Origin of the sequence: Sphingomonas lycopersici, from assembly GCF_026130605.1 — a bacterium.
GTDB lineage: Bacteria > Pseudomonadota > Alphaproteobacteria > Sphingomonadales > Sphingomonadaceae > Sphingomonas > Sphingomonas lycopersici.
Genome location: NZ_JANFAU010000022.1, coordinates 12,705 through 38,941 on the forward strand (window position 1 = coordinate 12,705; position 26,237 = coordinate 38,941).

The 26,237-nt window shown below is 67.0% G+C and carries 22 protein-coding genes; 12 read left to right on the plus strand and 10 right to left on the minus strand.

Going from position 1 to position 26,237, the window contains the following annotated elements:
- Positions 1-32: 32 nt before the first annotated feature.
- The 6 genes from NED98_RS22505 to pobA all read right to left on the minus strand — a co-directional run bounded on the left by NED98_RS22505 (position 33) and on the right by pobA (position 4,560).
- The gene (locus NED98_RS22505) at positions 33-338 is read right to left on the minus strand and encodes a hypothetical protein (protein ID WP_265314579.1); all 306 of its coding nucleotides are present in this window, start codon (positions 336-338) and stop codon (positions 33-35) included.
- Positions 335-685 (minus strand): dihydroneopterin aldolase, encoded by a 351-nt coding sequence (locus NED98_RS22510; protein ID WP_265314581.1) that lies wholly within the window; start codon positions 683-685, stop codon positions 335-337. The genes NED98_RS22505 and NED98_RS22510 overlap by 4 nt, the downstream gene beginning before the upstream one ends.
- Positions 678-1,535, minus strand: a complete 858-nt coding sequence (locus NED98_RS22515; RefSeq protein WP_265314583.1) for a bifunctional 5,10-methylenetetrahydrofolate dehydrogenase/5,10-methenyltetrahydrofolate cyclohydrolase — start codon at positions 1,533-1,535, stop codon at positions 678-680. Before NED98_RS22515 ends, NED98_RS22510 begins: the two co-directional genes overlap by 8 nt.
- Before the next feature lie 5 nt (positions 1,536-1,540).
- A complete protein-coding gene (gene purU / locus NED98_RS22520) occupies positions 1,541-2,395 on the minus strand; it encodes a formyltetrahydrofolate deformylase (protein WP_265314584.1) in 855 nt (284 codons plus the stop codon).
- Positions 2,392-3,261 (minus strand): methylenetetrahydrofolate reductase, encoded by an 870-nt coding sequence (locus NED98_RS22525; RefSeq protein ID WP_265314586.1) that lies wholly within the window; start codon positions 3,259-3,261, stop codon positions 2,392-2,394. Before NED98_RS22525 ends, purU begins: the two co-directional genes overlap by 4 nt.
- A 123-nt stretch (positions 3,262-3,384) precedes the next feature.
- Positions 3,385-4,560, minus strand: a complete 1,176-nt coding sequence (pobA, locus tag NED98_RS22530) for a 4-hydroxybenzoate 3-monooxygenase (RefSeq protein ID WP_265314587.1) — start codon at positions 4,558-4,560, stop codon at positions 3,385-3,387.
- 168 nt (positions 4,561-4,728) lie between these two features.
- Here pobA and NED98_RS22535 point away from each other — a divergent pair, with 168 nt between their 5' ends.
- On the plus strand, positions 4,729-5,577 hold the full coding sequence (locus NED98_RS22535; RefSeq protein ID WP_265314588.1) for a helix-turn-helix domain-containing protein: 849 nt from the start codon (positions 4,729-4,731) through the stop codon (positions 5,575-5,577).
- A gap of 24 nt (positions 5,578-5,601) precedes the next feature.
- On the opposite strand, the gene NED98_RS22540 is transcribed toward NED98_RS22535, so the two are convergent.
- The gene (locus NED98_RS22540; RefSeq protein WP_265314590.1) at positions 5,602-6,672 is read right to left on the minus strand and encodes an aromatic ring-hydroxylating dioxygenase subunit alpha; all 1,071 of its coding nucleotides are present in this window, start codon (positions 6,670-6,672) and stop codon (positions 5,602-5,604) included.
- 109 nt (positions 6,673-6,781) lie between these two features.
- Between NED98_RS22540 and NED98_RS22545 the strand changes: the two genes are divergently transcribed.
- Entirely contained in the window at positions 6,782-7,555 is a 774-nt protein-coding gene (locus tag NED98_RS22545; protein WP_265314591.1) for a helix-turn-helix domain-containing protein, read from the plus strand.
- A gap of 168 nt (positions 7,556-7,723) precedes the next feature.
- Positions 7,724-10,783, plus strand: a complete 3,060-nt coding sequence (locus tag NED98_RS22550; RefSeq protein ID WP_265314592.1) for a TonB-dependent receptor domain-containing protein — start codon at positions 7,724-7,726, stop codon at positions 10,781-10,783.
- Positions 10,784-10,886: 103 nt separating this feature from the next.
- On the opposite strand, the gene NED98_RS22555 is transcribed toward NED98_RS22550, so the two are convergent.
- Complete coding sequence (locus tag NED98_RS22555; protein WP_265314593.1) at positions 10,887-13,823, minus strand: TonB-dependent receptor plug domain-containing protein; 2,937 nt, start codon at positions 13,821-13,823, stop codon at positions 10,887-10,889.
- A gap of 310 nt (positions 13,824-14,133) precedes the next feature.
- Here NED98_RS22555 and NED98_RS22560 point away from each other — a divergent pair, with 310 nt between their 5' ends.
- From NED98_RS22560 to NED98_RS22600, 9 genes are all read left to right on the plus strand, one after another.
- Complete coding sequence (locus NED98_RS22560; protein ID WP_265314594.1) at positions 14,134-16,500, plus strand: penicillin acylase family protein; 2,367 nt, start codon at positions 14,134-14,136, stop codon at positions 16,498-16,500.
- The gene (locus tag NED98_RS22565; RefSeq protein ID WP_265314595.1) at positions 16,497-18,086 is read left to right on the plus strand and encodes an N-acyl-D-amino-acid deacylase family protein; all 1,590 of its coding nucleotides are present in this window, start codon (positions 16,497-16,499) and stop codon (positions 18,084-18,086) included. Before NED98_RS22560 ends, NED98_RS22565 begins: the two co-directional genes overlap by 4 nt.
- Positions 18,087-18,176: 90 nt before the next feature.
- Positions 18,177-19,214 carry an N-acetyltransferase DgcN gene (gene dgcN, locus NED98_RS22570; protein WP_265314596.1) on the plus strand — a complete coding sequence of 346 codons (1,038 nt, stop codon included), beginning with the start codon at positions 18,177-18,179 and terminating at the stop codon, positions 19,212-19,214.
- Positions 19,172-20,164 carry an N-acetyl-D-Glu racemase DgcA gene (gene dgcA, locus NED98_RS22575; RefSeq protein WP_265314597.1) on the plus strand — a complete coding sequence of 331 codons (993 nt, stop codon included), beginning with the start codon at positions 19,172-19,174 and terminating at the stop codon, positions 20,162-20,164. The genes dgcN and dgcA overlap by 43 nt, the downstream gene beginning before the upstream one ends.
- Positions 20,161-21,411 (plus strand): dicarboxylate/amino acid:cation symporter, encoded by a 1,251-nt coding sequence (locus NED98_RS22580; RefSeq protein ID WP_265314598.1) that lies wholly within the window; start codon positions 20,161-20,163, stop codon positions 21,409-21,411. Before dgcA ends, NED98_RS22580 begins: the two co-directional genes overlap by 4 nt.
- Positions 21,412-21,437: 26 nt before the next feature.
- The gene (locus NED98_RS22585) at positions 21,438-22,322 is read left to right on the plus strand and encodes a LysR family transcriptional regulator (RefSeq protein ID WP_265314599.1); all 885 of its coding nucleotides are present in this window, start codon (positions 21,438-21,440) and stop codon (positions 22,320-22,322) included.
- On the plus strand, positions 22,322-23,737 hold the full coding sequence (gene dacB / locus NED98_RS22590; RefSeq protein WP_265314602.1) for a D-alanyl-D-alanine carboxypeptidase/D-alanyl-D-alanine endopeptidase: 1,416 nt from the start codon (positions 22,322-22,324) through the stop codon (positions 23,735-23,737). The genes NED98_RS22585 and dacB overlap by 1 nt, the downstream gene beginning before the upstream one ends.
- A gap of 112 nt (positions 23,738-23,849) precedes the next feature.
- Positions 23,850-24,158, plus strand: coding sequence for a hypothetical protein (locus NED98_RS22595; RefSeq protein WP_179514163.1), 309 nt, complete (start codon positions 23,850-23,852; stop codon positions 24,156-24,158).
- Positions 24,159-24,248: 90 nt separating this feature from the next.
- Positions 24,249-24,938, plus strand: a complete 690-nt coding sequence (locus NED98_RS22600) for a hypothetical protein (RefSeq protein WP_265314603.1) — start codon at positions 24,249-24,251, stop codon at positions 24,936-24,938.
- On the opposite strand, the gene NED98_RS22605 is transcribed toward NED98_RS22600, so the two are convergent.
- Positions 24,935-25,552 (minus strand): DedA family protein, encoded by a 618-nt coding sequence (locus NED98_RS22605; protein ID WP_265314604.1) that lies wholly within the window; start codon positions 25,550-25,552, stop codon positions 24,935-24,937. The genes NED98_RS22600 and NED98_RS22605 overlap by 4 nt on opposite strands.
- On the minus strand, positions 25,549-26,136 hold the full coding sequence (locus NED98_RS22610; protein WP_265314606.1) for a class I SAM-dependent methyltransferase: 588 nt from the start codon (positions 26,134-26,136) through the stop codon (positions 25,549-25,551). Before NED98_RS22610 ends, NED98_RS22605 begins: the two co-directional genes overlap by 4 nt.
- Positions 26,137-26,237 lie beyond the last annotated feature (101 nt).

The window sequence follows — 26,237 nt, forward strand, 5'->3', positions numbered from 1 at the left end:
TTCGGTCGGGCTTGGGCGGGTGACGGTTTGCGTCAGACGCGGTGGCGCAGCCGCCGCATCGTCGCCTTGCTCGTTTCGGCCGAGACGTTCTCGCCGGGCGGCGCGTGGCCGGCGATCCACACGCTATGATCGACCCATTCCCCGGTCGCGGGGTCGAACCCCGCGGCGCAGCGCACCAGGCCGCGCAACTGGCGCTGGAGATCGAGATGCAGCCGGACGAGTGCCTGCTGCGCGCCGAGCGGGAGCGGCTCGCGGAAGGCGAAGCGGCGCAGGCGATGCGCGTGCGCGGGACTTTCGACGGCCGCGACGAGCGAGAGGTGGGGGCGCGGCGCGGTCATTGCGCGACGACGCGGACGCTGGCCAGCGCGGCGGCGAGCGCGCGCGGCTTCGCGACTGTCACCTCGGCCCTGGTGACCGCACCGAGCGCGAGGCAGCGTTCGGCGAGCATCTGCGCGAAGCTTTCGATCAGCGGCACATGCCGCGCGGCGAGGTCGGTCGCCTCGGCGACGATATGGCGATAATCGACCGTTTCCCCGAGCGTCGCGACGCGCGGCGCCCCCAGCGTGAGCGCGACACTCACCACCAGCGGCTGCCGCGCGCCGATTTCATGCGCATGCACCCCGATGTCGGCGTCAAGCGTGAGCGCGTCGACGCGCACCTCGGTGACGGTGCGCGCGTCAGCCACGGCACGCCGCCTCCGCCGCGCGCACGGTATTGGCGAGCAGACAGGCGATCGTCATCGGCCCCACCCCGCCGGGCACCGGGGTCGCGGCGCGCGCGTGGCCGAGCTCGTCGAACGCGGTGTCGCCGACCAGCCGCGCCTTGCCCGCGGTATCGGTCACGCGGGTGATGCCGACATCGATCACCACCGCGCCGGGCTTGACCCAATCGCCGCGCACCAGCCGCGGCGCGCCCGCCGCCGCCACGACGATATCCGCCGCGCGGACGATCTCGGGCAGCCCGCGCGTCGCGATATGCGTGACGGTCACCGTGCATTCGCGTTCGAGCAACAGCATCGCGACCGGCTTGCCGACGATATTCGACTTGCCGATCACCACCGCGTTCAAGCCGCGATAATCGTCGATCACGCTGTCGAGCAGCATCATGCAGCCGAGCGGGGTGCAGGGGACGAGCCCGCCGGTGCCGGTGGAGAGGCGCCCGACATTGACCGGGTGGAAGCCGTCGACGTCCTTCGCCGGCGCGATCGCATCGAGCACGCGCGCGGCGTCGATCTGCGGCGGCAGCGGCAATTGCACGAGGATGCCATGGACCGCGCGATCGGCATTGAGCCGGGCGATCAGCGCGAGCAGCGCGGCCTCGTCGGTATCGGCGGGCAGGCGATGTTCGAACGAGGCGATGCCGGCGCGCGCCGCCTCGGCGATCTTGCGCGCGACATAGACCTCGCTCGGCGCGTGATTGCCGATCAGCACCACCGCCAGCCCGGGGCGGATTCCGTCGCCGACCAGCGCGGCGACGTCGGCGGCGATACGGTCGGTCAGCGCGCGCGCCATCGCGCGTCCGTCGATCGGTGTCATGCCGGTCAGCGGAAGACGATCGTGCGGTGGCCGTTGAGCAGCACGCGATCCTGCAGATGCCACCGCACCGCCGCCGCGAGCACGCGGCGCTCGATGTCGCGGCCCTTGCGCACCAGATCGTCGGGCGTGTCGGCGTGGCTGATCGGCTCGACATCCTGCGCGATGATCGGGCCTTCGTCGAGATCGGCGGTGACGTAATGCGCGGTCGCGCCGATCATCTTCACCCCGCGGTCATAGGCCTGATGATAGGGCTTGGCGCCCTTGAAGCCGGGCAGGAAGCTGTGGTGGATGTTGATGCACCGGCCCGACAGGAACGCCGCCATCTCGTCCGACAAGATCTGCATGTAGCGCGCCAGCACGACCAGATCGGCGCCGGTCTCTTCGACCAAAGCGCGGATCTGCGCTTCCTGCTGCGGCTTGGTGTCGCGCGTGATCGGCAGATGGTGGAAGGGCAGGTCGCCGATCAGCGAGATGTTGAGCGCGCTGCGCGGGTGGTTGGAGACGATCCCCACCACGTCCATCGGCATTTCGCCGATACGCTGGCGGTAGAGCAGGTCGCCGAGGCAATGATCGAATTTGGAGACCAGCATCAGCACCTTGAGCCGCTCGCCCGGCGCGCGCAGCGTCCATTCGGCGCCCATCTCGCCCGCGATCGGGGCGAATGCGGCGCGCAGCGCGTCGGCGGCGTCGGCGCGTTCCAGCTCGAACACGACGCGCATGAAGAAGCGGCCGGTGAGCCGGTCGTCGAATTGCTGCGCATCGGTGATATTGCCGCCCTGTTCGGCCAGGAAGCCGGCGACCCGCGCCACCAGGCCGGGCCGGTCGTCGCAGGACAGGCGAAGGATATAGCTGTCGGTCATAGACGCGCCTCGTAAGCGTTGATCCATTCGACGGTGCGGGCGAGGCCGCCGAAGGGGTAGAAATGAAGCCGCACCGGCCCGTGCGCCGGGGTCAGCCGCGCCGCGAGCCGATCGACCAATTTGTCGGGGCCGGCGGTGCCGAGCAATTTGGTCAGCGATACGCCGTATTTGGTCATCACCGCCGCCGACGCACCGACCCCGCAATGCGCGGCGAAGCGCAGCAAGGTCTTGATCCCGGCCGGCCCGGGGACGCCGATCCGCACCGGGCAATCGATCCCGCGCGCGCGCAGCTGCTCCAGCCAGCGAATGAACGGATCGGCGTCGAAGCCGAATTGGGTGACGATCAGCGTCGCCATGCCGCGCTGCGTGATCTCGGCGCGTTTCTCCTCCAGCACCGCCCAGCATTGCGCTTCGTCCATCGCGGGATGGCCTTCGGGGTGGCCGGCGATGCCGATCGCGGTGATGCCGTTCGCCTCGAACAGCCCGGTCGCGAGCAGCGCCATCGTATCGGCGAAAGGGCCGGCGGGAATTGGCGGGTCGCCCGCGACGAGGAACATGCGTTTCGCGCCTGCCTCCGCGACGGTGCGGCGGACGATCTGTTCCAGCTCGTCGTGGCTCGCGATCCGTCGCGCCGAAAGGTGCGGCATCGGCTCGAACCCGAGCGCGCGGACGTCGCGCGCGGCGTCGATCCGCGCGTCGATCGCCTCTCCGGGGAGGAAGGTGATCGCCACCGGGGTCTCGGGCGCGATCAGCGGCGCCGCTTCGGCCAGCGCGGCGCGATCCTTCGCCGTCATTTCGAGCGAGTAACCGTCGGTCATCGACAGCGGCGCGCGAGACCAGGCCGGGTGGATGACGGGAACGGTCATTAGCGGTCCTCTCACGAAACGCGCGTCGGCGCTGTTTGGCGAGGGGATTAGAAGCCGCGGCTTGATTCGTATAGATGAAAAATTCGCAAATGAGAATTTTACGCCATCCGCGACCCCGTGCGCTCAGAGCGGCAGGCCGACGTAATTCTCCGCGATCGCGGTCTGCATCGCCTCGGATTGCGCCACATAATCAAGCTCACTGCTTTGCATGTGGTGGGCGAACGCGCCGTCCTCGGGGAAATGGTGCATCAGCTTGGTCAGATACCAGCTGAACCGCTCCGCCTTCCACACCCGCGCCACCGCTTTGGCGGCGTAGTTCTGCAAACCGGTTTCGTCGCTGCGCCGATAATAGCCGATCAGCGCGTCGGAGAGATAGGCGACGTCGGACGCCGCCAGGTTGAGCCCCTTGGCGCCGGTCGGCGGGACGATATGCGCGGCGTCCCCGGCGAGGAACAACCGGCCGTGGCCCATCGGCTCGGAGACGAAGGAGCGTAGCGGGGCGATCGACATTTCCAGCGCCGGCCCGCGCGTCACGCCGTGGGCGGACAAGGGGTCGAAGCGGCGGGCGAGTTCATCCCATAGCCGCGCCTCGGGCCAGTTCTCGACGCGCTCGTCCCGCGGGACCTGGATATAATAACGGCTGCGCGTCGGCGATCGCATCGAGGCCAGCGCAAAGCCGGCAGGGGTGCGGGCGTAGATCAGCTCGGGGTGGCACGGCGGCACGTCGGCGAGGATGCCGAGCCAGCCGAACGGATATTCATGCACATAGTCGCGCTGCACCACGGCCGGGATGGCCCGGCGCGCGACGCCGTGGAAGCCGTCGCAGCCAGCGATGAAATCGGCCTCGACGCAATGATCGCGTCCGTCTTTGCCGAAGGTGACGCGGGCGCGTGACGCGCCGATATCGTGCAGCGCGACATCCTTGGCCTCGAACACGATATCGAGCCCGCGCGCCGGCGCCGCCTCGATCAGGTCGCGGGTCACCTCGGTCTGGCCGTAGACCGTGACGTGGCGCCCGATCAGCCGCGCGAGGTCGATGCGGATGATGCGATCGCCGTCGGCGAGGTTGAAGCCTTCCTCCTTCAGCCCGTGGGCGTTGAGGCCCGCATCGATCCCGAGCCGGTGGAGCAGATCGGTGGTCACCGTCTCGAGCACCCCGGCACGGATACGGCTTTCGACATGCGCGCGGGTCTGGCGTTCGAGGATCAGGCAATCGATCCCTTCGGCGCGCAGCAGATGACCGAGCAATAGCCCGGCCGGGCCGGCGCCGATGATCGCAACCTTGGTGGTGGCACGCATCCAGCCTCTCCTTTTAGAGCATCGCGCCTGGAATCATGATCCACCCGGGCCTTCGCCGGGGTTGAGGGCAGAGCGATTTGGCGCACGATGCTATCGCAAGGAACTTATCCGACGCGCCGGGCGGCGGTTCCAGTAACGGAGCGGTCAAATATCTGGTACTATCCAGACATGACGATCGCCGACGTGCCGCATTTCCAGCTTTACGGTGAGGGCGGGAGCTTCGCCGACCCCGGCTTCGTCCATATCGAAACGATCGAGAGCCGCAGCCGCCTGACCGGGTGGGAGATCGGTGCGCACCGCCACGATACGCTCGATCAGCTGCTGGTGATCGCGGCCGGCGCGGTGGCGGTCACCTTCGAAGGGGTGAAAAGGTCGTTCGACGCCCCGGTGGTGATCCATGTCCCCGCCGGGACGATCCACGGCTTCTTATTCGACGAGGACGTCGACGGCGTGGTCATCACCTTTTCGACCGATCTGCGCGCATTGCTCGCGGCGGGGCAATCGGGGTTGGCGATCGTCGCGGATCGCCCGGTTGCGCAATGCCTGACGCGCGCGCAGGCCGAACGCTTCGGTCCTTTGGTCGGCGAACTCTATCGGGAATGCTCGGGGCACGACCTGGGGCGGATCACCGCCGCGGGGTGGCTCGTCGGCCTGCTATTGGTGCAACTGACCCGTGCGGTCCGCGATTCGGCGCTGCCGTTGAGCGGGAACGACGATCGCGCGCGGCGCTTCCGGACGCTCGTCGACGATCATTTCCGCGATCATCGCACGATCGCTTTCTATGCCGCCAGCCTGGGCATGACCGAGCGGAGCCTGACGCGCTTCGTCCGCGCGCATTTCGGCTGCGCGCCGATGCATTATATCCACCGCCGGCTGGTGCTCGAGGCGCGGCGCCTGCTGATCTACGGCAACCACACGGTCGCCGGGGTCGCGGAGCAACTCGGCTTCGCTGACCCCTCCTATTTCAGCCGCTTCTATTACAGGATGACGCAGGAGCGGCCGTCCGCGACCCGATAGGGCCGTGGCGCTGGCGGCGTCCGCTCATTCCGCCGCTTCGTCGGTGATATGCGCCGGCATCCCCTTGGTCGGATAAAAGCCGTTGGCGCGTTGCTGATACACCGCGGCCTCGGCGCGCGGATTGTAGAATTGCCGATACCAGGCGCGTGCGCGGTGGAACGGCCCGTCGGTCGGCAGCCGCAGGATGTCAATCGCGGGCGCCTTGGTGCGCCAGATCGCGAAATCCTGCGAGAAGGCGGCCAGCCCGGTCGCGTGATAGGCCGCGTGCATCGCGCGATCCGCCTCGGACGGCGGGGTGGCCTGGCCGCGGGTGATGATCCCGTGCCAGATGTGCGTGCGCCCGTCCTCGATCGGGGTGTGGAGGATGATCTGCACCGCATCGGTCTCGCCGCCGAAGCGCGCGACGAGGATGCCGGGGCCGGTATAGACCGCATCGCTTTCGAGCAGCCCGTCGGCGCTGGTCATCGTCTCATGCCCGCCGCCCGAGCGCTGGCGCGCGACGACGCCGTCGAACGTATCGTCGAAATAAGCGAGCTTCATCCCGTGGATCGGGCCGAAATGGCGGGTGTCGGCGATATTGTCGACCACCTCCTGCGGATGGACGTCGATCGTGCCGAGATCGTCATAATCGCATTGCACCCAATGCGGATCGTCCCATTCGGGAAGATCGGGCAGCGCATAATCGGGCGCGCCTTCCTCCGGGTCGTGCCAGATGAAGACGCAGCCATAGCGTTCCTCGACCGGAAAGGCGCGCAATTTGGCCGCGGCGGGGATCGGGCCGTCGAAATAAGGCACGTGATTGCAGCGGCCGTCGGGGCCGAAGCGCCACGCATGATAGGGGCAGCGGATCGAATCGCCCTCGACGCGCCGCGCGCCCTCGCCCGAACTCTGCTCGGCGGCGAGATGCGCGCCCATGTGCGGGCAATAAGCGTCGAGCACGATCGCGCGCCCGGATTCGCCGCGATAGGCGACCAGATCCCGCCCGAGCAGGCGCAACGCGCGCGGCGCGCGCGATATTTCCGCGGTGGTGGCGGCCATGAACCAGCCGCGCGGGAAGGTGAATTCGCCGAGCCGATAGTCTTTGGTCGTTGCCACGGTCATCCTCTCCGTCGTTCTGGCTGAGGCGTAACTGGGCCGCTTCATCGGCAACGGCAATGATGATATTCGGAGATCGATCGTCAAATGATAGGAAAGCGCTCACCAGATGATCGATAACCAATCTGCATCTGCTCGGCGCCGCCCCGGCGCGGTCGCGCTGCTCGAACAATTGCGGATCGCGTTGCGCCGCCAGCGGATCGGCGCCGCGGCGTTGGCCAAACGCGCCGGGGTCGGGGAGGCGACTGCGCGGCGCTGGCTCAACGGGCAGGGGCTGACGCTCGATCGGCTCGATCAGCTATGCGGCATTGCCGGGATCGACATTCGCGATCTGATCGGGGCGGCCGAGGCGGAACTCGCCGCGCAGTTCACGCTGCGGCAGGAACGGATCCTCGCCGCCGATCGCGCGCTCGCCTTTCTGTTCTTCTCGATCCTCAACGGGTGGCAGAAGGAGGATTTCATGCGCGAATTCGGCCTGCCCGCGGCGCGCGTTGAGGCGCATCTGGCGCGGCTCGTCCGGCTCGGGCTGGTCGACGTCAGCGCGAGCGGCCGGGCGCGCGCCTTGACCGCGCGCGCGGTGCGCTGGCGCCGCGGCGGGCCGCTCGCGGCGGCGTTCGAGAACAATATCAAGCAGCTTTACCTGTCGATGGACTTCAGCGCTCCCGACGCGCGTTATGTTTCCGATGTCGTCAAGCTGACCGAGGCGGCGCGCGCGCGGGTCCACGCCCTGTTCGAAGATCTCCGCCGCGACATTCACCGCATCGCCGAGCAAGATCGCAAGGCGCGGTTCGAGCATCATCAATGGAGCGCGTTCATCATGCTGGTCCGCCCGATGGATACGGGCGAAGTCGCGCTCGGCTTCAAGCAAGCGCGCGTGGCGTGAACTGTGGATGAGGGCGGTGTAGCGGCGGCCTACGCCGCTATTCTCCTGAATTAGTTGCGAAAACACCACAGTCGCGCGACGAAATCATCCGTCCCCTGCGGCACTTGATTGACCATGCGCTTCTTCGACTCTCATAGCATCGCGCAGCAGAAAAAAGGGGACCGTGTTATGGGGTTCGTATCTTTCGAGCGCAGCGTCGCCGCGCGCCACCTCCTGCTGGCGGGAATTGCGGCGGGAAGCATGGTTGCGGCAAGCACCGCCGTTGCGCAGACCACGCAAAATGCTCAGTCGGACGCATCGCAGCTCGCCGACAACGCGCCGTCGCCGGACGACGTTATCGTCACCGCATCGCGTATTTCGCGCTCGCCGATCGCCGCGCAGCCGACCGAGGCGATCACCGCATCGGAAATTTCCAAGCGCGGCTACACCAATCTCGGCACCGCGCTGCAGGAACTCCCCGTTTTCAGCACGCCCAGCAACAGCCCGGTCGGCAGTCAGGGATCGTTCGGCGCGGGGCAGACCTTCGTCAATATGTACAATCTCGGGTCCCAGCGGACCCTCACGCTGGTCAACGGCAACCGCTTCGTCACCTCGGCGACGTCGTCGATTTTCGGCGTCGTCGCGGGCAGCCCGGTCGACTTCGCCGCGCTGCCGGTCAATCTCGTCGACCGCATCGAAACGGTTTCCGTCGGCGGTGCGCCGATCTACGGCTCGGACGCGATCGCCGGCACCGTCAACGTCATCCTCAAGAAGAATTTCGAGGGGCTGGCGTTCAACGCGCAGAATGGCATCTCGCAGAAGGGCGACGGCGGAAACTATAACCTTTCGCTGCTGGCGGGTAAGAATTTCTCGGAAGGGCGCGGCAACATCACGCTGAGCGTCCAATACGACAAGCAGAACGGCATTCCGACCTCCAATCGCTTCTACACCAGCGCCGACGGCCCCTTCTTCACCACCGCGCCAAAGGGCTCGGCCTATCGCCAGCAGCTCTATTACGGCGGGCAGCGCTATGAGGTGTTCACCAACACCGGCATGCCGATGTTCGCCGATGACGTGCCGATCTACGGCGGTGCCGCCGCTGCGGCGATTACCGACGCGCAGGGCCGCCCGCTGATCTTCAGCCCGAGCGGCCGCCTGACGCCGTTCAACCCGGGCCAGCAGACCGCGAACGCGCTTCTCCAGGCAGGCGGAGACGGTTTCCGCATCCGCGATTACGATAATTTCCTGACCGACAGCAGCCGCTTCTCGGCGACGGCGCTGTTCCACTACGATTTCAGCGATCGCATCCGCTTCTCGGGCGAGGCCTGGTATGGCCGCGTGATCGCGACCAACCTTCGCGCCCAGCCGTTCTACAACACCGCCTTGTTCGGCGCGGCGGGCGAAACCAACGGCAATCTCATAATGAGCACGGCCAACCCGTTCCTCAGCGCGGCGGATCGTCAGACGATCATCAACAACCTCGCCGCAAACGGGATGGATACGAGCAGCTTCCTGCTCGCGCGCGCCAATACCGATCTGTCGACGGGCAGCTTCCGGACCAAGACCGATCTTTATCGGGTCGTGGGCGGGTTCGACGGCGATTTCAACGTCGGCGATCGCAAGTTCACCTGGGAAGCCAAAGCGATTTACGGCCGCTCGGACACGTCGACCACCACGCGTGAGGTCGTTACCCAGAACTTCTTCAACGCGCTCAATGCGGTGACCGACGGCAGCGGGAATATCGTCTGCGCGCCCGGCTATACCAACGCCACGATCCAGACCGTCAGTTCGACCTGCGCGCCGCTCAACGTCTTCGGCAACGGGCAGGCGAGCCGCGCGGCGCTCGACTATATCACCGCGATCGCCAATCCGAAGCAGCGCAACATCCAGTTCGATGCAGTGGCAGATATCAAGGGCTCGATCGCCAAGTTGCCGGCGGGCGAGGTGAAGTTCGTGCTCGGTTATGAGCATCGCTACGAATCGACCAATTTCCGGCCGGGCGCTTTCTATCGTGGCGAGGCGAATGGCGACGGTACCTACACGCAATACGGCAATTCGATCCCGATCACCCCGGTTGCCGGCTCGTATCACACCAACGAAGTCTTCGGGGAGTTGAACATCCCGGTCGTGTCGGCCGACATGGATGTGCCGTTCGTCCACAGCCTCGAATTCCAGGGGGCCGGGCGCTACGTCAAGAACAGCATGACCGGCGGTTTCTGGGCTTATACCGGGGGCGGCAAATATGCGCCGGTCCGTGGCCTGACTTTGCGCGGCAATTATACCCGTTCGTTCCGGGCGCCGGCGATCACCGAATTGTTCGCGCCGGTCGGCCAGGTTTACAATACCGCCAACGATCCGTGCGATTCCCGCTACATCACCGGCGGCCCGGACCCGTCGCGTCGTGCGGCCAATTGCTCGGCCGCTGGCCTGCCCGCCAATTTCGTTTCCAACGTCGTCGACTATACGGCGCCCGGCGCGAGCGGCGGCAACAAGAACCTGCAGAACGAAATCGCCAATAGCTGGACGGCGGGCGGTATCTTCCAGCCGACGTTCATCCCCGGCCTGCAATTGTCGGCCGACTATGTGCATATCGACGTCAAGAACGAGATCGCCCAGCTCTCGCTCACCGACGTGATGAACGCTTGCTACGATTCGTCAAATTATCCCAACAATCCCTATTGCGCGAGCTTTACCCGTAATTCGGCCGGACAGGTCACCAACTTCTTCACCGGATACTATAATATCGGTATCGAGCGGTTCGAGGGCGTCCAGGTGGCGTTCAACTACAACCTGCCGCTTTCACGTCTGGGGGCGTCGGAGTCTGCAGGCACCGTCTCGCTCGCCGTCAATTATCTTCATACGCTTCAGCATTATTATCGGATCGGCAGCGGTGATATCCAATATACCGTCGGGAGCATCCAGGAGCCTCGGGATAACTTCACCGCCAATTTGAATTACGACAATGGCGGCTTCAATTTCATGTGGCAGACCATTTATTATGGCCCCGCCCACATCAACGTGAACCTGCCGGATACGAACTACCAATATCCTGTGCTGAAGAGCTATTTCTTGTTCAACACCTCGATCGGCTATGACATCAATAAGCAGTTCAATATCCGGTTCATGGTCAATAACGTCATGAATCGGTCGGTGCCATTCCCCTATTCTCTGGGGGACTACGGGCAGTCCCGCTATTACGACGCGATCATGGGGCGGTACTTCCGGGTCAGCGCCGGGTTCAAATTCTAAGCGGAAACCCTGTTTCTTCGTCGCCCTGCGCGCCACATGGTCCGGCGCGCAGGGCGAACTTTTGGTCACCGCCGACCGGGAAGGATCCCGGTCGAACCGCGCTTCACCGGGTCCGCACGCGGAAGCCGACGCGGAAGGTGCGCCCGAGCAGGTCGCTATAGGTTGAATTGGCGGCCAGCCCGGTTTCGGGGAGGAGCATCGGCCCGGCATCGAACAGGTTGGTGATGTTGAAGAACACTTCGCCGTCGCCCGGTTCCCGGATCGCGATCTTCGCGGTCAGGTTGAGATCGACGTAGAACGTCCCCTTGACGCGATTGTTGTCATAGGTGGGGAATTGCGTGGTCGAGAGCGGGCAATTGGCCTGGCACTCGATCCCGCCGATATCGTAGCGTCCCGCGCTTACCCCACGCCCGACCGCGGTGATCGAGAACAGCGAGGCGTCATAGGTCGCGTTGACGCGGTAGATCCATTTCGGCGTGCCGGTCTGGGTGCCGTTCACCCCGACGCTGTTGAGCGGCACGGTGCCGGGGATCCCCTGATCGATGATATTGTCGATATAGCGCGTCGCGATCCCGCGCAGCGTGAAGCTGTCGCCCTTGCCGATCGGCACGCGATAAGAAGCGTCTATATCGATCCCGCGCACCAGCTGGCTGGTGAAATTGAACGGCTGCGCGCGGAACAGCAGATAGGGCGTGCCCGGCTGCGACAGCGGCGGTGGCGCGACCGAATAAGCGGCGCAATATTCCTGCCGCCCGTCGAAGCAGCGATTGATGATCTCCTGCGCGCTGAGCGTCCCGATCGCATCCTTCATCTTGATGCGGAAATAATCGACCGAGATGCTGAAGCCCGGCACGAAGCGCGGCGAGAAGACCGCGCCGATATTCAACGTATCGGCCTTTTCGGGCTTGAGGTTGAGGTTGCCGACGACGGTCGCCGAATAGGAATAGCGCGCCGGCCCCTTCGATGAATCGTTCTTGTCGTAGAAGGGATTGTTGACCGCATCGGTGTTCGCGGTGCCGGCCGAATAGAGCTCGGAGAGGTTGGGCGCGCGGATATCGCGCGATCGCGTCACGCGCAGCCGGATGTCGGGGATCGGTTGCCAGGTCGCGCCCGCCTTCCAGGTGGTTACATAGCCCGAGGTCGAATAATCGGTCGCGCGCACCGCGCCGTTGAATTCGAGCCCCAGCCCGAGCGGCACGACCGTCTCGAGATAGGCTTCCTTGACGTTATATTTGCCGGTGGTGGGCAGATAATTGCCCACCGACCACAGATTGGTCGTCCCGGTGGTGCTGACGATCGGCTGATATTGTGTCGGGACGGAGCCGCGGATGCTTTCCTCGCGATATTCGCCGCCGATCGACACGCTGACGTCGCCGGCCCAGGTCGCGAACGGCGCCAGCGCGAGGTTGGCGCCCGCCACCTTCTCCTCGATCACCTCGTCGCGATAGGGATTGCCGAGGACGTAGGAGATCGCCGCCGGATTGGCGACCCCGATGCCGAGCCGGTTGAGCGGCACGCAGGCGCGATCGTCATTGGCCGGATTGGTGTCGACGTTGACCGAGCAGACGATCGTGCCGGGAGCATAGCCGCCGGGGTTGCCCGCCTGCGCGAAGACCGCGTTGGTGGCATTGTTCATCCGGCCGATGTTCATGATGTTGCGCAATTGCTCGCGCAGATCGGCGCGGCCGTACTGGCCGTAGACGTCCCAATGCGCCTTGCGCCCGAACGCCTCGAACTCGCCCTCCGCCCCGATCACGTAGCGCTGCACCTCGCGCTTGTTGTCGACCGCGCGGAACGGCAGGTCGGCGGCGGTGGTCGCCAGCGTCACGGTGTTGATGCCGGCCAATTGGCTGGCGCCGAGCGCGTTGATCAGAAAGGCGTTGTTCGCCTGCAGCGTGATCCCGGTCGACAGGTTGGGGCCGGCGTTGAAATAGACTTCCTGCCGGTTGTACGATCCTTCGAAGAACAATTCGACGCGCGGCGCGATCTCATAGCTCAGCCGCCCGAACACGCCCCAGCGATTGTCACGCGGGGCAAGGCCGATGCGGCGGCCCGAATCGTTGACCTGCCAGTCGCCGCCCTGCGTCAGCGTCGGCGGTGACGATCCGCCCGGCGAGGGGAAGGTCAGCGCGCCATATTGATAATGGTTCACCGACCCGCCTTGGCCGAAATAGATCCCGCGCAGGCGGTTGGCGACGCCGCCGCTCGATCCGGTGATCAGCCCCCCGGGGGTCGAATTGGCCGCGCCGACCTGGGTGCGGATCAGATAGCGCGGGGTGGTGCTGTTCGTGGTCCAATTGGGGTCCTGGATGCGGACATAGCCGGTCGCGTTCCAGTCGCGATCGACGTTGAAGATGCCGTCGGCATGCGCGACCTCTCCGTTGAGGATGATATGCCCGCGCCCGCCGGCGAAGGAGGTGCCGCCGGTGACATTGATCGAATAATTGCCGCCGTCGCCGTGCCCGGTGATGCCCGAATCCGCCGCGACCTTGAGCCCCTGGAACTTCTTGTTGAGGACGAAATTGACCACGCCCGCGACCGCGTCCGAGCCATAGGCCGCGGAGGCGCCGCCGGTGACGACATCGACCCGCTCGATCAGGGATTGCGGGATCGTGTTGACGTCGACCAGCCCGTTGATCGTCGACGCGACCGAGCGGCGCCCGTCGAGCAGCACCAGCGTGCGCATCTCGCCCAGATTGCGCAGGTTGAGCGCGTTGATCCCGGCCTGGCCGCTGCTCAGGTTGAGCCGCGAATTGGCCGGGCGGGTCGATCCGGCGAGCGACGGCAATTGGTTGACGAAATCGGCGACATTGTTCGACGGCGAGGAATTCTGGATATCCTCCAGCGTCATCACCGTCAGCGGGGTCGGCGCCTGGAAACCGTCGCGGATGATGCGCGAGCCGGTGACGACGACATCCGAGGCGGCTTCATCGGGGGGTGCGGTCTGCGCCGCCGCCGTGCCGGCGATGGCCAGCGCGGTGAGGCTCGAAAAGGCGGCGAATCCGGCCCTGAATTGGCCCAGCGTCCGTCCGAATGTCATATATCCCCCCTTATGTCCCTGCCGGTTTCCCGGATCGAAGGCCGCTTCCCTGCCGGCCTTCCGCGAAATGTTCGTCGTTATCGGGGGGCGCCATCTTCGGTGGCGGATTACCCCTATAATCAAGCGTGAGGGTGCCGGGCACCGCCGAGCAGCGTCAAGAGCGCGCGCGGTTCCTTTTGTTCGCGCGCCCATAATCTGCGTCTATGGCCTGGCTATAGATTGCGCCTATGGCTCGCCAAGCGCTTGCCATATGTCCTTCGAACAACACGGCATTAGCCTGTGCCGACAGGTACGCCCGGGGGATATGCCGATGTTGAATCGCCGTTCGTTTCTGCTCGGCTCGACCGCGATGCTGGCGCTGGTGCCTGTCGCGGCCGCGCGGACGGGGAGGGTGGATGTGTCCGGGCTGACTGCACCGATCGAGATCATCGACGATCCTTATGGCGTGCCGCATATTCGCGCCGCCTCGATCCCCGATGCCTATTTCGGGCAGGGCTATGTCGTCGCGCGCGACCGGCTGTTCCAGATCGATTTCTCGCACCGCCGCGAAATGGGGCTGATGGCCGAGGCGTTCGGGCGCGACTTCGCCGCGCATGACGCACGCGCGCGGCTGTTCCACTATCGCGGCGATCTCGATGCCGAGCTCGCCGCGGTGCCGGAGAAGGTGCTCGCCTGCGCGCGCGCCTATGTCGCCGGGATCAACGCGCGGATCGACGAAGTGCTGGCCGATCGCTCGCTGCTGCCGCTGGAATATGCCATTCTCGGGGTCCGCCCACTCAAATGGGATATCCGCGATCTCGTGCTGGCGCGCGGCGAGCGGATCAACAGCGCCGATGAGGAGGTGCGCCGCGCGCGGCTCGCGGCACTGGGGTTGCTCGATCTCGACGCGGTGATCGCGCCGCTGCGCCCGGCGTGGAAGATGACCGTTCCCGAGGGGCTCGACGTCGCGGCGGTGTCCGACGCCGATCTCGGGGTGTTCCGGCTCGGCGCGCTGCCGTTCGGGGCAATGGTGCTTCCGCAGGAGCCGAACGATCCCGATCCGGTCGGCGAGCGCGCCAACGGCGGCAGCAACGCCTGGACGGTCGCGCCGTCGCGGACGACGACCGGCCGCGCGATCCTCGCCAACGATCCGCATCTCGGGATCGGCGGGTTCGATCCGCGGCATGTCGCGCATCTTTCGGCGCCGGGGCTCGATGTGATCGGCGGCGGGTCGCCGGGGCAGCCGGGGATCATGCAGGGGCACACCGATCGCTTCGCCTTCGGCCGCACCAATTTCCACATCGACCAGCAGGATCTGTTCGTGCTGGAGCTCAACCCCGACGACCCCGAGCTCTATCGCCACGAGGGGAAATGGAAGAAGTTCGACCGCGTCGATATCCATATCCCGGTGAAGGGCGGGGCGCCGGCGCCGTTCACCTTGCGCTTCGCCGCGCAGGGGCCGGTGATCGCGCATGATCCGGCGCGGCGCCGCGCCACCGCGCTCGCGGTGATCGACCTGCAGCCGGGGGGAAGTGACGCGTTCGCGATGATCGCGATCAACCTCGCGCGCGACTGGGCGGATCTGCGCAACGCTTTCCCGCTCCACCCCTCGCCGACCAATTTCCATTATGCCGATATCGAGGGCAACCACGGCTGGCAGGTGATCGGCTTCGTCCCCGTGCGGCGCAAGGGCGACGGGTTGCTGCCGGTGCCGGGCGATGGGCGTTACGACTGGACCGGCCGGCGCGATTTCCGCGCGCTGCCGAGCGAATATAACCCGGCCAAGGGCTGGTTCGCCTCGGCCAACCAGAATAATCTGCCCCGCGATTGGCCGCGCGATCGCATCCCGGCCTTTTCGTTCAAGGATCCCTATCGCTACGAGCGGATCGCCGACGTTCTGTCGGGGCAGCGCAAGCACAGCCTCGCCGACAGCATCGCGCTCCAGCACGACACCCTGTCGACCCCGGCGCGGCAATTGCTCGCGCTGCTCCCGGCGCGCGGCTCGGCCGGGGCGGCGCCCGCGCTGGCGATGTTGCGCGGCTGGGATGCGCGCGTCGATGCCGAAAGCGGCGCGGCGGCGCTGTTCGAGCTGTTGTGGCGCGAGCTCGGCAACCGGATGCTCGCGCTGATCGTCCCGGAAAGGGCGCGCGCGCTGGTCACCGAGATCGCGCCCTCGGTGCTGCTCGGGCTGCTCGCCGACCCCGACGCGCGGCTCGGTCCCGATCCCAAGGCGGCGCGCGACGCATTGTTCGACGCCGCGCTCGCCGCCGCCTGGAATGGGGCGCGCGAGAAGCTCGGCCCCGATCCGGCGGCGTGGCGCTGGGCAACCTTGCACCAGGTTCGGCTCGCGCATCCGCTGTCGCGCATCCCCGCGATCGCCAAGGCCTTCCCGCCGATCGAGGGCGAAGGGTCGGGTGGCGATTCCTATACCGTGATGGCGCGCTGGCTCCACGGCAACGCGGGCTGGCAGGTCAGCGGCGGGGCGAGCTATCTGCAGGTGATCGACGTCGGCGCGTGGGACAATTCGGTGATGCTCAACCTTCCCGGCCAGTCGAACGACCCGCGCTCGCCGCATTATCGAGACTTCTACCGGCCGTGGATCGCCGGCGCGATGCAGCCGATGCTGTTCAGCCGCGCCGCGGTCGACAAACATGCCGTCAGCCGTACGATGCTCAATCCGAAGGGGAAATCCGCATGAAGGTCCGGTCGATCGCTGTGTTCACCGCGCTGGTCGCGCTCGCCGCGCCGGCGTGGGCGCAGCGCGCGGACGTGGTGATCCGCGGCGGGACGATCTATTCGGGTGCGGATGCGCCGCCGATCACCGGCGATGTCGAGATCGCGGGCGATCGCATCGTCTATGTCGGGCCGGCGAGGGGCACCGCTGCGGCGCGGGTGATCGACGCCACGGGCAAGATCGTCGCCCCCGGCTTCATCGACGCGCATACCCACCCCGACACCTACATCCGTTCGCCCGATGCGACCGCGCGTCTCAACCTGCCGTGGCTCGCGCAGGGCGTGTCGACGATCGTTACTGGGGTCGACGGCGGGGGCACCCCCGATGTCGCGGCGGACGCGCGCAAGCTGGAGGCGAGCCGGATCGGCACCAATGTCGTGCCGTTCGTCGGCTTCGGCGCGATCCGCGCGCGCGTGCTCGGCGCGGACGATCGCGCGCCGACCGCGGCCGAGCTGGGGCAGGAGAAAGCGCTCGCCGCAAAGGCGATGTGCGAAGGGGCTTATGGCCTTTCGACCGGCTTGTTCTACGCGCCGCAAAGCTATGCCAAGACCGAAGAGGTGATCGCGGTCGCGCGCGAGGCGGGGCGTCGCGGCGGGATGTACGACACCCACCAGCGCGATGAATCGAGCTATACGATCGGCCTCCTCGCCTCGACCCGCGAGGCGATCGAGATCGGCCGTGCCGCCGGGATGCCGGTGCATTTCGCGCACCTCAAGGCGCTGGGCGTGGACCTCCAGGGCCAGGCGCCGCAGCTGATCGCGACGATCGAGGCCGCGCGCGCCGCAGGCCAGCAGGTGACCGCGGATCAATATCCCTGGCTCGCCTCGGGGACGAGCCTCGACGCCTCGCTCGTCCCGCGCTGGGCGGTCGACGGCGGCTATGCCAAGATGATCGCGCGGTTCGACGATGCCGCGACCTTGGCGCGGATCAAGGCCGAGATGCGTGACAATCTGCGCCGGCGCGGGGGCAAGGACTCGATCCTGTTGACCAGCGCGGATCAGCCGTGGACCGGCAAGACGCTCGGCGCGGTCGCGGCCGAATGGCAGGTCGATCCGATCGATGCCGCGATCCGCATCCTGCGCGTCGCCGATGCCAAGGGCACCGAGCCGGCCGGCGCCGGGGTGGCGAGCTTCAACATGGCCGATCGCGACGTCGATCTGATCATGCAGCAGAAATGGGTGGTGACGAGCTCCGACGGGTCCGACGGGCATCCGCGGCAATATGCCACCTTCCCGCAGAAATATCAGGTCTATGTCCGCGAGCGTAAGGTGATCTCGCTCGGCGATTTCATCCGCCGTTCGACCGGGCTGACCGCCGATCTCTACCGGCTCGACCGGCGCGGCTATCTACGCCCGTCCTATTTCGCCGATGTCGTGGTGTTCGATCCGGTCGGTTACGCGCCGCGCGCGACCTATGTGAACCCGCGGGTGCCGAGCGTCGGGGTCGTCGCGCTGCTGGTCAACGGCCAGGTCGTGCTGGAAAATGGCGCGACGACCGGCGCCGCGCCCGGCCGCGCCCTGCTGCGCCCGCGCCCGACGCCGTGCGCATAGCCGGGCGTTATAGGTCGCGGCGCAAGCGCGATTGGCGCAGCCGCGCGCCGCGGCCCAAGGAAAGCATCAGTCTTTTCCGCTAGGTGAGCGATGATTCCGGCACCCTTTCTTCTCTATCTCGGCCATTCGGATGACGAGGTCGGCATCAAGACCTCGCGCGGTCTTGCGATCTTCCGCCCGCGGGATTGCGTCGGCGAATGGCGCCACGACGGCAGCCCGTTGACGCTCGGCCTGCCGCGGATGAATGCGGCCGAGGCGCGTGCCGCGGGGGCGCAGACGTTGGTGCTCGGCATCGCCAATGCCGGCGGCCGGCTCTGCGAGGCGCTGATCGAGGATGCGCTGGCGGCGATCGCGACGGGGATGAACGTCGTCTCGGGGCTCCACCAGCGGCTGCGCGACGAGCCGCGGCTGGTGCGCGCCGCGGCCGAGACGGGGGTGACCCTGTTCGACGTGCGCGATCCGCCGGCGCATCTGCCGGTCGGCACCGGCAAGCGGCGCGCGGGCAATCGCCTGCTCACCGTCGGCACCGATTGTTCGGTCGGCAAGATGTACGCCACCCTGCTGCTGCAACAGGCGCTCCGCGCGCGCGGCGTCACCGCTGATTTCCGCGCAACCGGGCAGACCGGTATCCTGATCGCCGGCGAGGGCGTCCCGCTCGATGCGGTGGTGGCGGATTTCATCTCCGGTGCGATCGAAACGCTGAGCCCCGCGCGCGACGACGACGGCTGGGATCTGATCGAAGGGCAGGGATCGTTGTTCCACCCCTCGTTCGCCGGGGTCTCGACCGGGCTGCTCCACGGCGCGCAGCCGCGTGCGCTGCTGTTGTGCCACGATCCGTCGCGGGCGCATATGCGCGGGCTGCCGCATTACCAATTGCCCGATCTCGCCACCTGTCTGGAGGAAAACCTCCGCGTCGCGCGGCTGACCAGCCCCGATGTGCGCGCGGTGGGCGTCGCACTCAACACTGCCAAGCTCGACGATGCCGAGGCGCGGCGGCTGTGCGCGGCGACCGCGGACGCGCTGGGCCTGCCGTGCACCGACCCTTATCGCTTCGGCGCCGATCCGATCGCTGACTGGATGCTGCAATGCTTCGAACCCTCCAAGCCACCCATGACCGTTTCGCACTGAAGACGCCGTTCCGTATCTCGCGCGGGGTGCGGACCGTTGCGGAGGTCATCACCGTCACCGTCGCGCAGGACGGATTCGTCGGACGCGGCGAGGGCGTGCCCTATCCGCGCTATGGCGAAACGGTCGAAGGATCGCTGGCGGCGATCGCCGGGATCGCGCCGGCGATCGAGGCGGGGGCGACACGCGTCGATCTCGCGACGCTGATGCCCGCGGGCGCGGCGCGCAATGCGGTCGACGACGCCTTGTGGGATCTCGAAGCGCGGCTTGCCGGCACCAGTGTCGCAGCGCTTGCCGGCCGCCCCGAACCGGCGCCGCTCGCCTCGGCGATCACGATCGGTATCGACACGCCCGAGGCGATGGCGCTCGTCGCGGCGCGCATCGCCGACGTGCCGTTACTCAAGGTGAAGGTCGCGCGCGAGGAAGCGCAGGCGCAGATCGCCGCAGTGCGCCGCGTCGCCCCGAAGCCCCGGCTGATTGTCGATCCCAATGAAAGCTGGACGGTCGCCGATGTCGTTGCATGGCAGGGTTTCCTGGTCGAGCAACGTGTCGATCTGCTCGAGCAGCCGGTGCCGGCGGCGGCAGATGCGGGGCTGGCCGGGATCGCATCGCGCATCCCGATCTGCGCCGATGAATCGCTGCATACCCGTGCCGACCTCGATGCGCTCGTCGGTCTTTACACGCATGTTAATATCAAGCTCGACAAGGCCGGCGGCTTGACCGAGGCCCTTGCGCTCGCCGATGCAGCGCGGGGAAGGGGCTTTGGCCTGATGATTGGATGCATGCTCTGTTCGTCGCTCGGCATCGCGCCGGCGATGCTGCTCGCGGGGGAGGCGGATTTTGCCGACCTCGACGGGCCGTTGTGGCTCGCCGACGATCGTCCCGGCGGGGTGCGTGACGAAGGCGGGGTGCTGTTGCCGCCGCATCCGGGCTTCTGGGGCGCCCGCGCGTGAGGCTGCTCCGCGGCTGGTTCGCGGTGCCGTTATGGAAACGGGTCGTGGCCGGGCTGGTGCTCGGTGCGTTGCTCGGCGCCTTGTCGCCGGACGGCGCGGCGGCGATCAAATTGGTTGGCGATCTGTTCGTCCGGCTGATCAAGATGCTCGTCGTGCCGGTCGTGCTGGTGACGATCGCGGCGGGGATCGCCGCGCTCGGCGATCCACGCCGGCTCGGGCCGATCGGCGGACGTACCCTCGGGCTGTTCGCGCTGACCACGTTGGTCTCGGTCGTCATCGGCATGGCGGTGGGGCTGGTGGTCCGCCCCGGCGCGGGGATCACGCTGGCGGGAGCCGCGCCACATGCATTGGGCACCCCCGTCTCGCCCGCCGATCAGCTGCTCAACATCGTCCCGGCGAATATCGTCGATGCGCTGGCACGCGGCGACATGCTCGCGATCATCTTCACCGCGATCCTGCTCGGCGTCGGCAGCGTCATCGCGGGCGAGGCGGGCAAGCCGGTGGTCGCATTGCTCCAGGGGCTCACCGCGGTGCTGCTCCAGATCGTCCGGATCGTGATGGAAGTGACGCCGTTCGGGGTCTGCGCGCTGATCGCCAATGCGGTGGCGACGAGCGGCGCGGCGGTGTTCGTCAATATCGGCTGGCTCGCCTTGTGCGTGCTGTTCGCCGCGCTGGTGCAGATGCTGATCGTCCACGCCGGGCTGATCGCATTGGTCGCGCGGCTCCCGGTCGGGCGGTTCTTCCGCGGGATCATCGATGCGCTGGCGATCGCCTTTTCGACCGCTTCCTCGTCGGCGACACTGCCGGTGGCGCTGCGCGTCGCGCAGGACAATCTCGGCATCGCGCGCCCGATCGCCTCGACGGTGCTGCCGCTGGGGGCGAGCATCGGCAAGGACGGCACCGCAATGTATGTCGGCTTGCTTGGGCAATTCGCGTTGCAGGCGCTGGGGATAGCACCCGATCCGTGGATGCTCGCGGTGATGCTGCTGACCGGCGCGCTCGCCGCATTCGGCACCGCGCCGATCCCGTCGGCGTCCTTGTTCATGCTCGCGGCGATGCTCGCGGCGGTGGGGGTGCATCCCGAGCAGACTGCGCTGGTGGTCGGGCTGGTATTGCCGTTCGACCGGCTGCTCGACATGACCCGCACCGTGCCCTCGGCCTCGGCCAACCTCGCCGTCACCACGCTCGTCGCGCGTGCCGAAAATGCGCTCGACGAGGGGCGCTTTCGTCAAGCCGTTGTCGAATAAGCGATACCGTCGTTAGGATCGGCCTCATGAACCTGCGGCATATCGAGATCTTCCACGCGGTCTACGTCAACGGCACGGTCAGCGGGGCGGCGCGCGCACTCAATATCTCGCAGCCGTCGGTCTCGAAGACGCTGCGCCACGCGGAAAGCCTGCTCGGCTTCGAATTGTTCCAGCGCACCAACGGCCGGCTCGTCCCGACCGAGGATGCGCATGCGTTATTCTCCGATGTCGCCGAGATCCAGGATCGCGTGCGGATCCTGCGCGAGGCGGGGCGCAATCTGCGCGCCGGCGCGGGGATGACCTTGCGGATCTCCGCACTGCCCAGCCTCGCGCTCGCCGCGCTGCCGACCGCGGTGTCGCGCTTCATGAAGGAGCGCCCCGACGTCCGCTTCGATCTGCAGACCGTGCATCACGATGATCTGCTGGGGAAACTCTACGAGCGCGAGACCGATATCGCGATCGCCAACAAGGTGCCGCGCGGCGTCCCGCTCGGGCAGAGCTGGCTCGGCGAGGGCGAGCTGGTGGTGCTCTATCGCGAAGAAGATCTGCCCGATGCGCCGCCGCGGCTGGAGCTGGCGCAACTCGCCGGGCATCCGTTCATTACCGTCGCGACGAGCGGCCCGCTCGGCCGGATCTTCACCGACGAGCTCGAGCGGCTGGGGGTCGAACTCAACGTCGTGGTCTCGGCGCGCACCTTCTACATCGCCGCGGCGCTGGTGCGCAGCGGAGTGGGGGTGACGGTGGTCGATTCGTTCACCGCAGAGGCGTGTATGGCGCCGGGGCTGCAGATGCGGCCGCTCAAGCCGTCGCTCGCCTTCGACGTCCACGCGATCCATCTGCTCGATCGCCCGCCGAGCGTGCTGGCGACGCAATTCCTCGCCTTGCTCGCCGATGTGATCGAGGGGCGGTGATGCGCGGCATGCTCGCGCTGGTGCCGTTGCTGCTCGCCGCGGCGCCGCCAGCCGCGCCGGCGGTGGAGGAGGCGCTCGCCAGCGTGGGGGCGGGCACCCGTATCGGGCTGGTGGTGGTCGACGATCAGGGACGCGAGATCGTGGCGGTCCGCCCCGACGATCGCTTCGTGCCGGCCTCCAATACCAAGATGTTCACCACCGCCGCGGCGTTCGCGCTGCTCGATACCGCGTCGCCCGATACCGCGGGCGGCGCGAGCGTGCGGCTGGAGGGGCGCGACGTGATCCTCGCCGGGCACGGCGACGCGCGGCTGTCGAGCGCGGCGGATTGCCAGAGCGATTGCCTCGTCGATCTCGCGCAGGCGGTGGCTGCGCGCACCCGCGTCGTCCGCGACGTGATCGGCGACGACAGCGCCTTTCCCGACGAGCGCTGGCCGGCGGGGATGAGCTGGAACAACATGGCCGGCCAATATGGCACCGCGATCTCCGCGCTGACACTCGACGACAATGTCGTCGTGCTGACGGTGACGCCGGGCAGGCCGGGCGCGCCGCCGGCGATCGCCGGAGAAGGCTATTACCGCATCGACAATCGCGCGATCACCATCGCCGGCGGCAAGACCGCGCTGGAGGTAACCCGCACGCCGGGGAGCGATATGCTGCGGATCGCGGGCACGATCCCCGCCGGGGGCGCGGCGGCCAATCTGCGCGTCGGGGTCGATGATCCGGCGCATCGTGCGGCGTGGCGCTTCGCGGGATTGCTGCGCGCGGCGGGCGTGCGGGTGACGGGCGACATCGCCACCCGCCACCGGCTGCTTTCGCCGGGCGACGATCCTGCGGCGCGCGGCGACGCCCCCGTCTCGCGCCCGCCCGCGCCGCCCGAGCTTGCCCGGCTCAACCCGTCGCCGCTGGCGGACGATCTGCGTCACACCAACAAGGTCAGCCAGAACCTGCATGCCGAGCTGTTGCTGCGGCGCGTCGGCAGCGTCTCGGGCAGCGGGTCGGTGGCGGACGGGCGTGCGGCGGTGAGCGCGATGCTGGCGCGGGCGGGGGTGTCGCGCGCCGCTTATGACTTCGCCGACGGGTCGGGCATGTCGAGCTACAATCGCCTCTCGCCGCGCGCCGCGGTCACCTTCCTGCGCTGGACCCAGGCGCAGCCATGGGGCGCGGCGTGGCGCACGACGCTTCCCGTGGCGGGCGAGGACGGCACGCTCAAGCATCGTTTTGTCGGGACGGCGCTGGCCGGCAAATTGTTCGCCAAGACGGGGACGCTCAACGCCGCCAATGCGCTGTCGGGCTTCTTCGTCGCGGCGAGCGGGCGGACCTTCACCTTCTCGGCCTTCGCCAACGATATGCCGCAGGACACTGCCGCAACCGGGGCGATCGACCGTGCACTGGTGGCGATCGCCGCCGCGAACTGACCGGTAAATCATCGATTCACCTGAGCAAATGCACAGTCGGACAGAATCGGTTTGTTGCGCGTTTAACGCTCGGTTTGGATTGATCCGGGTTCAAAAAGGAATGGAAAAAGCCATGTCGCCGTCTGTAACAAAACTCGCCCCTGCGGTCGTGATCATGGTTGGTGCGCTCGGCCTCGGCGGCTGCGCCACCAAAGGATATGTGCGCGATCAGATCGCGCCGTTGAACCAGCGTATGGATGCGCTCGAGGCGAAACTGCACGATACCGATGCCACCGCGAAGCAGGCATTGTCCGAAGCGCAGGCCGCAGGGCAGGCCGCGCAGAACAATGGCCAGCGGCTCGATCAGCTCAACGCGCGCGTCGACGGGATCGAGCAGCGCATGCGCGAGAATGAAAATCGCCGGAAGCGCCCGCGGAACTGATGCCGCAATTGCGCAATTGCTGATATTATCGTGATTTCTCCGCTGCCGTCCTTCGGGGCGGCAGCGGTCGTATGTCGAGTGCCTCAAGCGATGATCATGATGCTTCTGGCGCTTGCCGGACCTGCGCTGGCGGCTTCCGCGCCCAAGCGCGCGCCGGCCAGCGTCGCGCCGGCGAAGAAGGCCGAAGCCAAGGTTGAGGCCAAGGTCGAGACGCCGCCGTCCGCGGCGGCGGTGCGCGTCGCCGATTGGATCACGGCGTCGCGTGATAATGGCGCGCTGCCCTATGCGATCATCGACAAGAAGGATGCCTCGCTCTTCCTGTTTGACGCCAAGGGCAAGCCGCTCGCGCGGGTGCCGGTGCTGATCGGCATCGCCGAGGGGGATGAGGCCACCCCGGGGGTCGGCACCAAGAATCTCGCCGAGATCGGCCCGGCGGAAAAGACCACTCCAGCCGGACGCTTCCTCGCCAGATACGGCTTCGCCGCGGGCAAGCAGAAGGTGCTGTGGGTCGATTACGCCAATTCGGTGGCGCTCCACCCGATCCCGCCGACCGCGAGCAAGAAGGAGCGGCGACGCCAGCGGATGCTGTCGCCGACCCCCGACGACAATCGCATCACCTTCGGCTGCATCAACGTGCCCTCGGTTTTCTACAGCAAAAGCCTGCGGCCGCTTTTCCAAAGGAAGGGCGGCTATGTCTACGTGCTGCCCGATACCAAGCCGCTCGAGGCGGTTTTCCCGCGCGTCAGGGTTCAGGGGCCGACCAGCGCCGCCCAGCTTTAAACGGGCTCGCGGCGCCGGCGCAGCAGGCGGATGCCGCCCGCAATGATCGCTTCGGCGGCGAGAAGCGCGACGACGATCGTGGTGACGATGTCGCCGTGGCCGCCGGCCACCGGATTGTTGCGCAGGATAACGCCGGTCGCGAGGAACACGGTGTTCCACACCACCGCTCCGGCGAAGGTCGCCACGACGAAGCCGGTGAGCGGCACGGCGAGCGCGCCGGCCGGCACCGCGATATAGACCCGGACGACCGGCATCGTCTGGCTGAGAAAGGTGATCCAGAAACGCCGCCGCAGATAGGCGCGATGCAGCCGCTCGCGGCGCTCATGGCCGAGCGAGGGCAGCGATCCGAACGTCAGCAGCCGCGCGCCGCGCTCGGCGCCGACCCACCGGCCCAGGCCGTACCAGGCGAGCGATCCGAGCGTCGATCCCACCGTCGTGGCGACGACCGCGCCGGGCAAGGCGGCGGCATCGGCAACCGCGAAACGGCCCAGCATGATGAGCAGCCCGCTCGACGGGACGATCGGGATCAGCTTCTCGATCAGCGCGCAAAACGCCAGCCCGAGCGGCCCCATCGTCGCGAACAGCGCGATGACCGTCGAGAGCAGGCTGCTCACCGCGCGAGGTCGCGCAACGGGCGATGATTGCTGCGCGTGATCTTGTACACGCGCGCCGGCGGGATGTTGCGCAGCACGCGCCCATGGAGGCTGGCCTTCAGATCGAGGCGCTTGAGGATGTGGCGCGGGATCGGGCAGGTGATGCCGTAGGTGAATTGGTAGAGCGCGCCGCCCTCGCGCAGATGCGAGAAGATGCTGCGCAACATGGTCTCGATCTTCGATCCGCGCATGTTGAGCAACGGCAACCCGCTGACCGCGGCGCCGAGGCGCTTTTCGGGCGGCAATGCGGTGCCGAGCTGCTCGGCATCCATGCACAGGACGCGTGCCTGGGGATAGCGCATCTGCAGGATGCGAGCGAAATCCACGACATATTCGATCAGGATCAGGTCCTTTTCCGGCACGCCGCGCTTCAACGCCGCCTCCGTGAAAATCCCGGTGCCGGGGCCGAGTTCGAGCACCGTGCCGGTCGCCGGGCCAAGGTCGCTCGTGATCAATTCCGCCAGCGATGACCCCGATGGCGTCACCGCGCCAATGACGCCGGGATTTTTGAGGAACGATCGAAGGAATAGAAACCGTTTCGTCATCACGCATTTGTCCGTCGACCGATACCTCATCGGTCTTTATCGATCGAAATATTCGACCGCGATTACAAGAACATTGCGCGGTTGACAGGTTATTTTTGGAT

Excerpts from the sequence above, each read along its gene's own strand:
- NED98_RS22505 (WP_265314579.1), bottom strand. The coding sequence starts at position 338 with ATGACCGCGCCGCGCCCCCACCTCTCGCTCGTCGCGGCCGTCGAAAGT.
- NED98_RS22515 (WP_265314583.1), bottom strand. The coding sequence starts at position 1,535 with ATGACACCGATCGACGGACGCGCGATGGCGCGCGCGCTGACCGACCGT.
- purU (WP_265314584.1), bottom strand. The coding sequence starts at position 2,395 with ATGACCGACAGCTATATCCTTCGCCTGTCCTGCGACGACCGGCCCGGC.
- NED98_RS22525 (WP_265314586.1), bottom strand. The coding sequence starts at position 3,261 with ATGACCGTTCCCGTCATCCACCCGGCCTGGTCTCGCGCGCCGCTGTCG.
- pobA (WP_265314587.1), bottom strand. The coding sequence starts at position 4,560 with ATGCGTGCCACCACCAAGGTTGCGATCATCGGCGCCGGCCCGGCCGGG.
- NED98_RS22535 (WP_265314588.1), top strand. The coding sequence starts at position 4,729 with ATGACGATCGCCGACGTGCCGCATTTCCAGCTTTACGGTGAGGGCGGG.
- NED98_RS22545 (WP_265314591.1), top strand. The coding sequence starts at position 6,782 with ATGATCGATAACCAATCTGCATCTGCTCGGCGCCGCCCCGGCGCGGTC.
- NED98_RS22550 (WP_265314592.1), top strand. The coding sequence starts at position 7,724 with ATGGGGTTCGTATCTTTCGAGCGCAGCGTCGCCGCGCGCCACCTCCTG.
- NED98_RS22555 (WP_265314593.1), bottom strand. The coding sequence starts at position 13,823 with ATGACATTCGGACGGACGCTGGGCCAATTCAGGGCCGGATTCGCCGCC.
- NED98_RS22560 (WP_265314594.1), top strand. The coding sequence starts at position 14,134 with ATGTTGAATCGCCGTTCGTTTCTGCTCGGCTCGACCGCGATGCTGGCG.
- NED98_RS22565 (WP_265314595.1), top strand. The coding sequence starts at position 16,497 with ATGAAGGTCCGGTCGATCGCTGTGTTCACCGCGCTGGTCGCGCTCGCC.
- dgcN (WP_265314596.1), top strand. The coding sequence starts at position 18,177 with ATGATTCCGGCACCCTTTCTTCTCTATCTCGGCCATTCGGATGACGAG.
- dgcA (WP_265314597.1), top strand. The coding sequence starts at position 19,172 with ATGCTTCGAACCCTCCAAGCCACCCATGACCGTTTCGCACTGAAGACG.
- NED98_RS22585 (WP_265314599.1), top strand. The coding sequence starts at position 21,438 with ATGAACCTGCGGCATATCGAGATCTTCCACGCGGTCTACGTCAACGGC.
- dacB (WP_265314602.1), top strand. The coding sequence starts at position 22,322 with ATGCGCGGCATGCTCGCGCTGGTGCCGTTGCTGCTCGCCGCGGCGCCG.
- NED98_RS22595 (WP_179514163.1), top strand. The coding sequence starts at position 23,850 with ATGTCGCCGTCTGTAACAAAACTCGCCCCTGCGGTCGTGATCATGGTT.
- NED98_RS22600 (WP_265314603.1), top strand. The coding sequence starts at position 24,249 with ATGATCATGATGCTTCTGGCGCTTGCCGGACCTGCGCTGGCGGCTTCC.
- NED98_RS22610 (WP_265314606.1), bottom strand. The coding sequence starts at position 26,136 with ATGACGAAACGGTTTCTATTCCTTCGATCGTTCCTCAAAAATCCCGGC.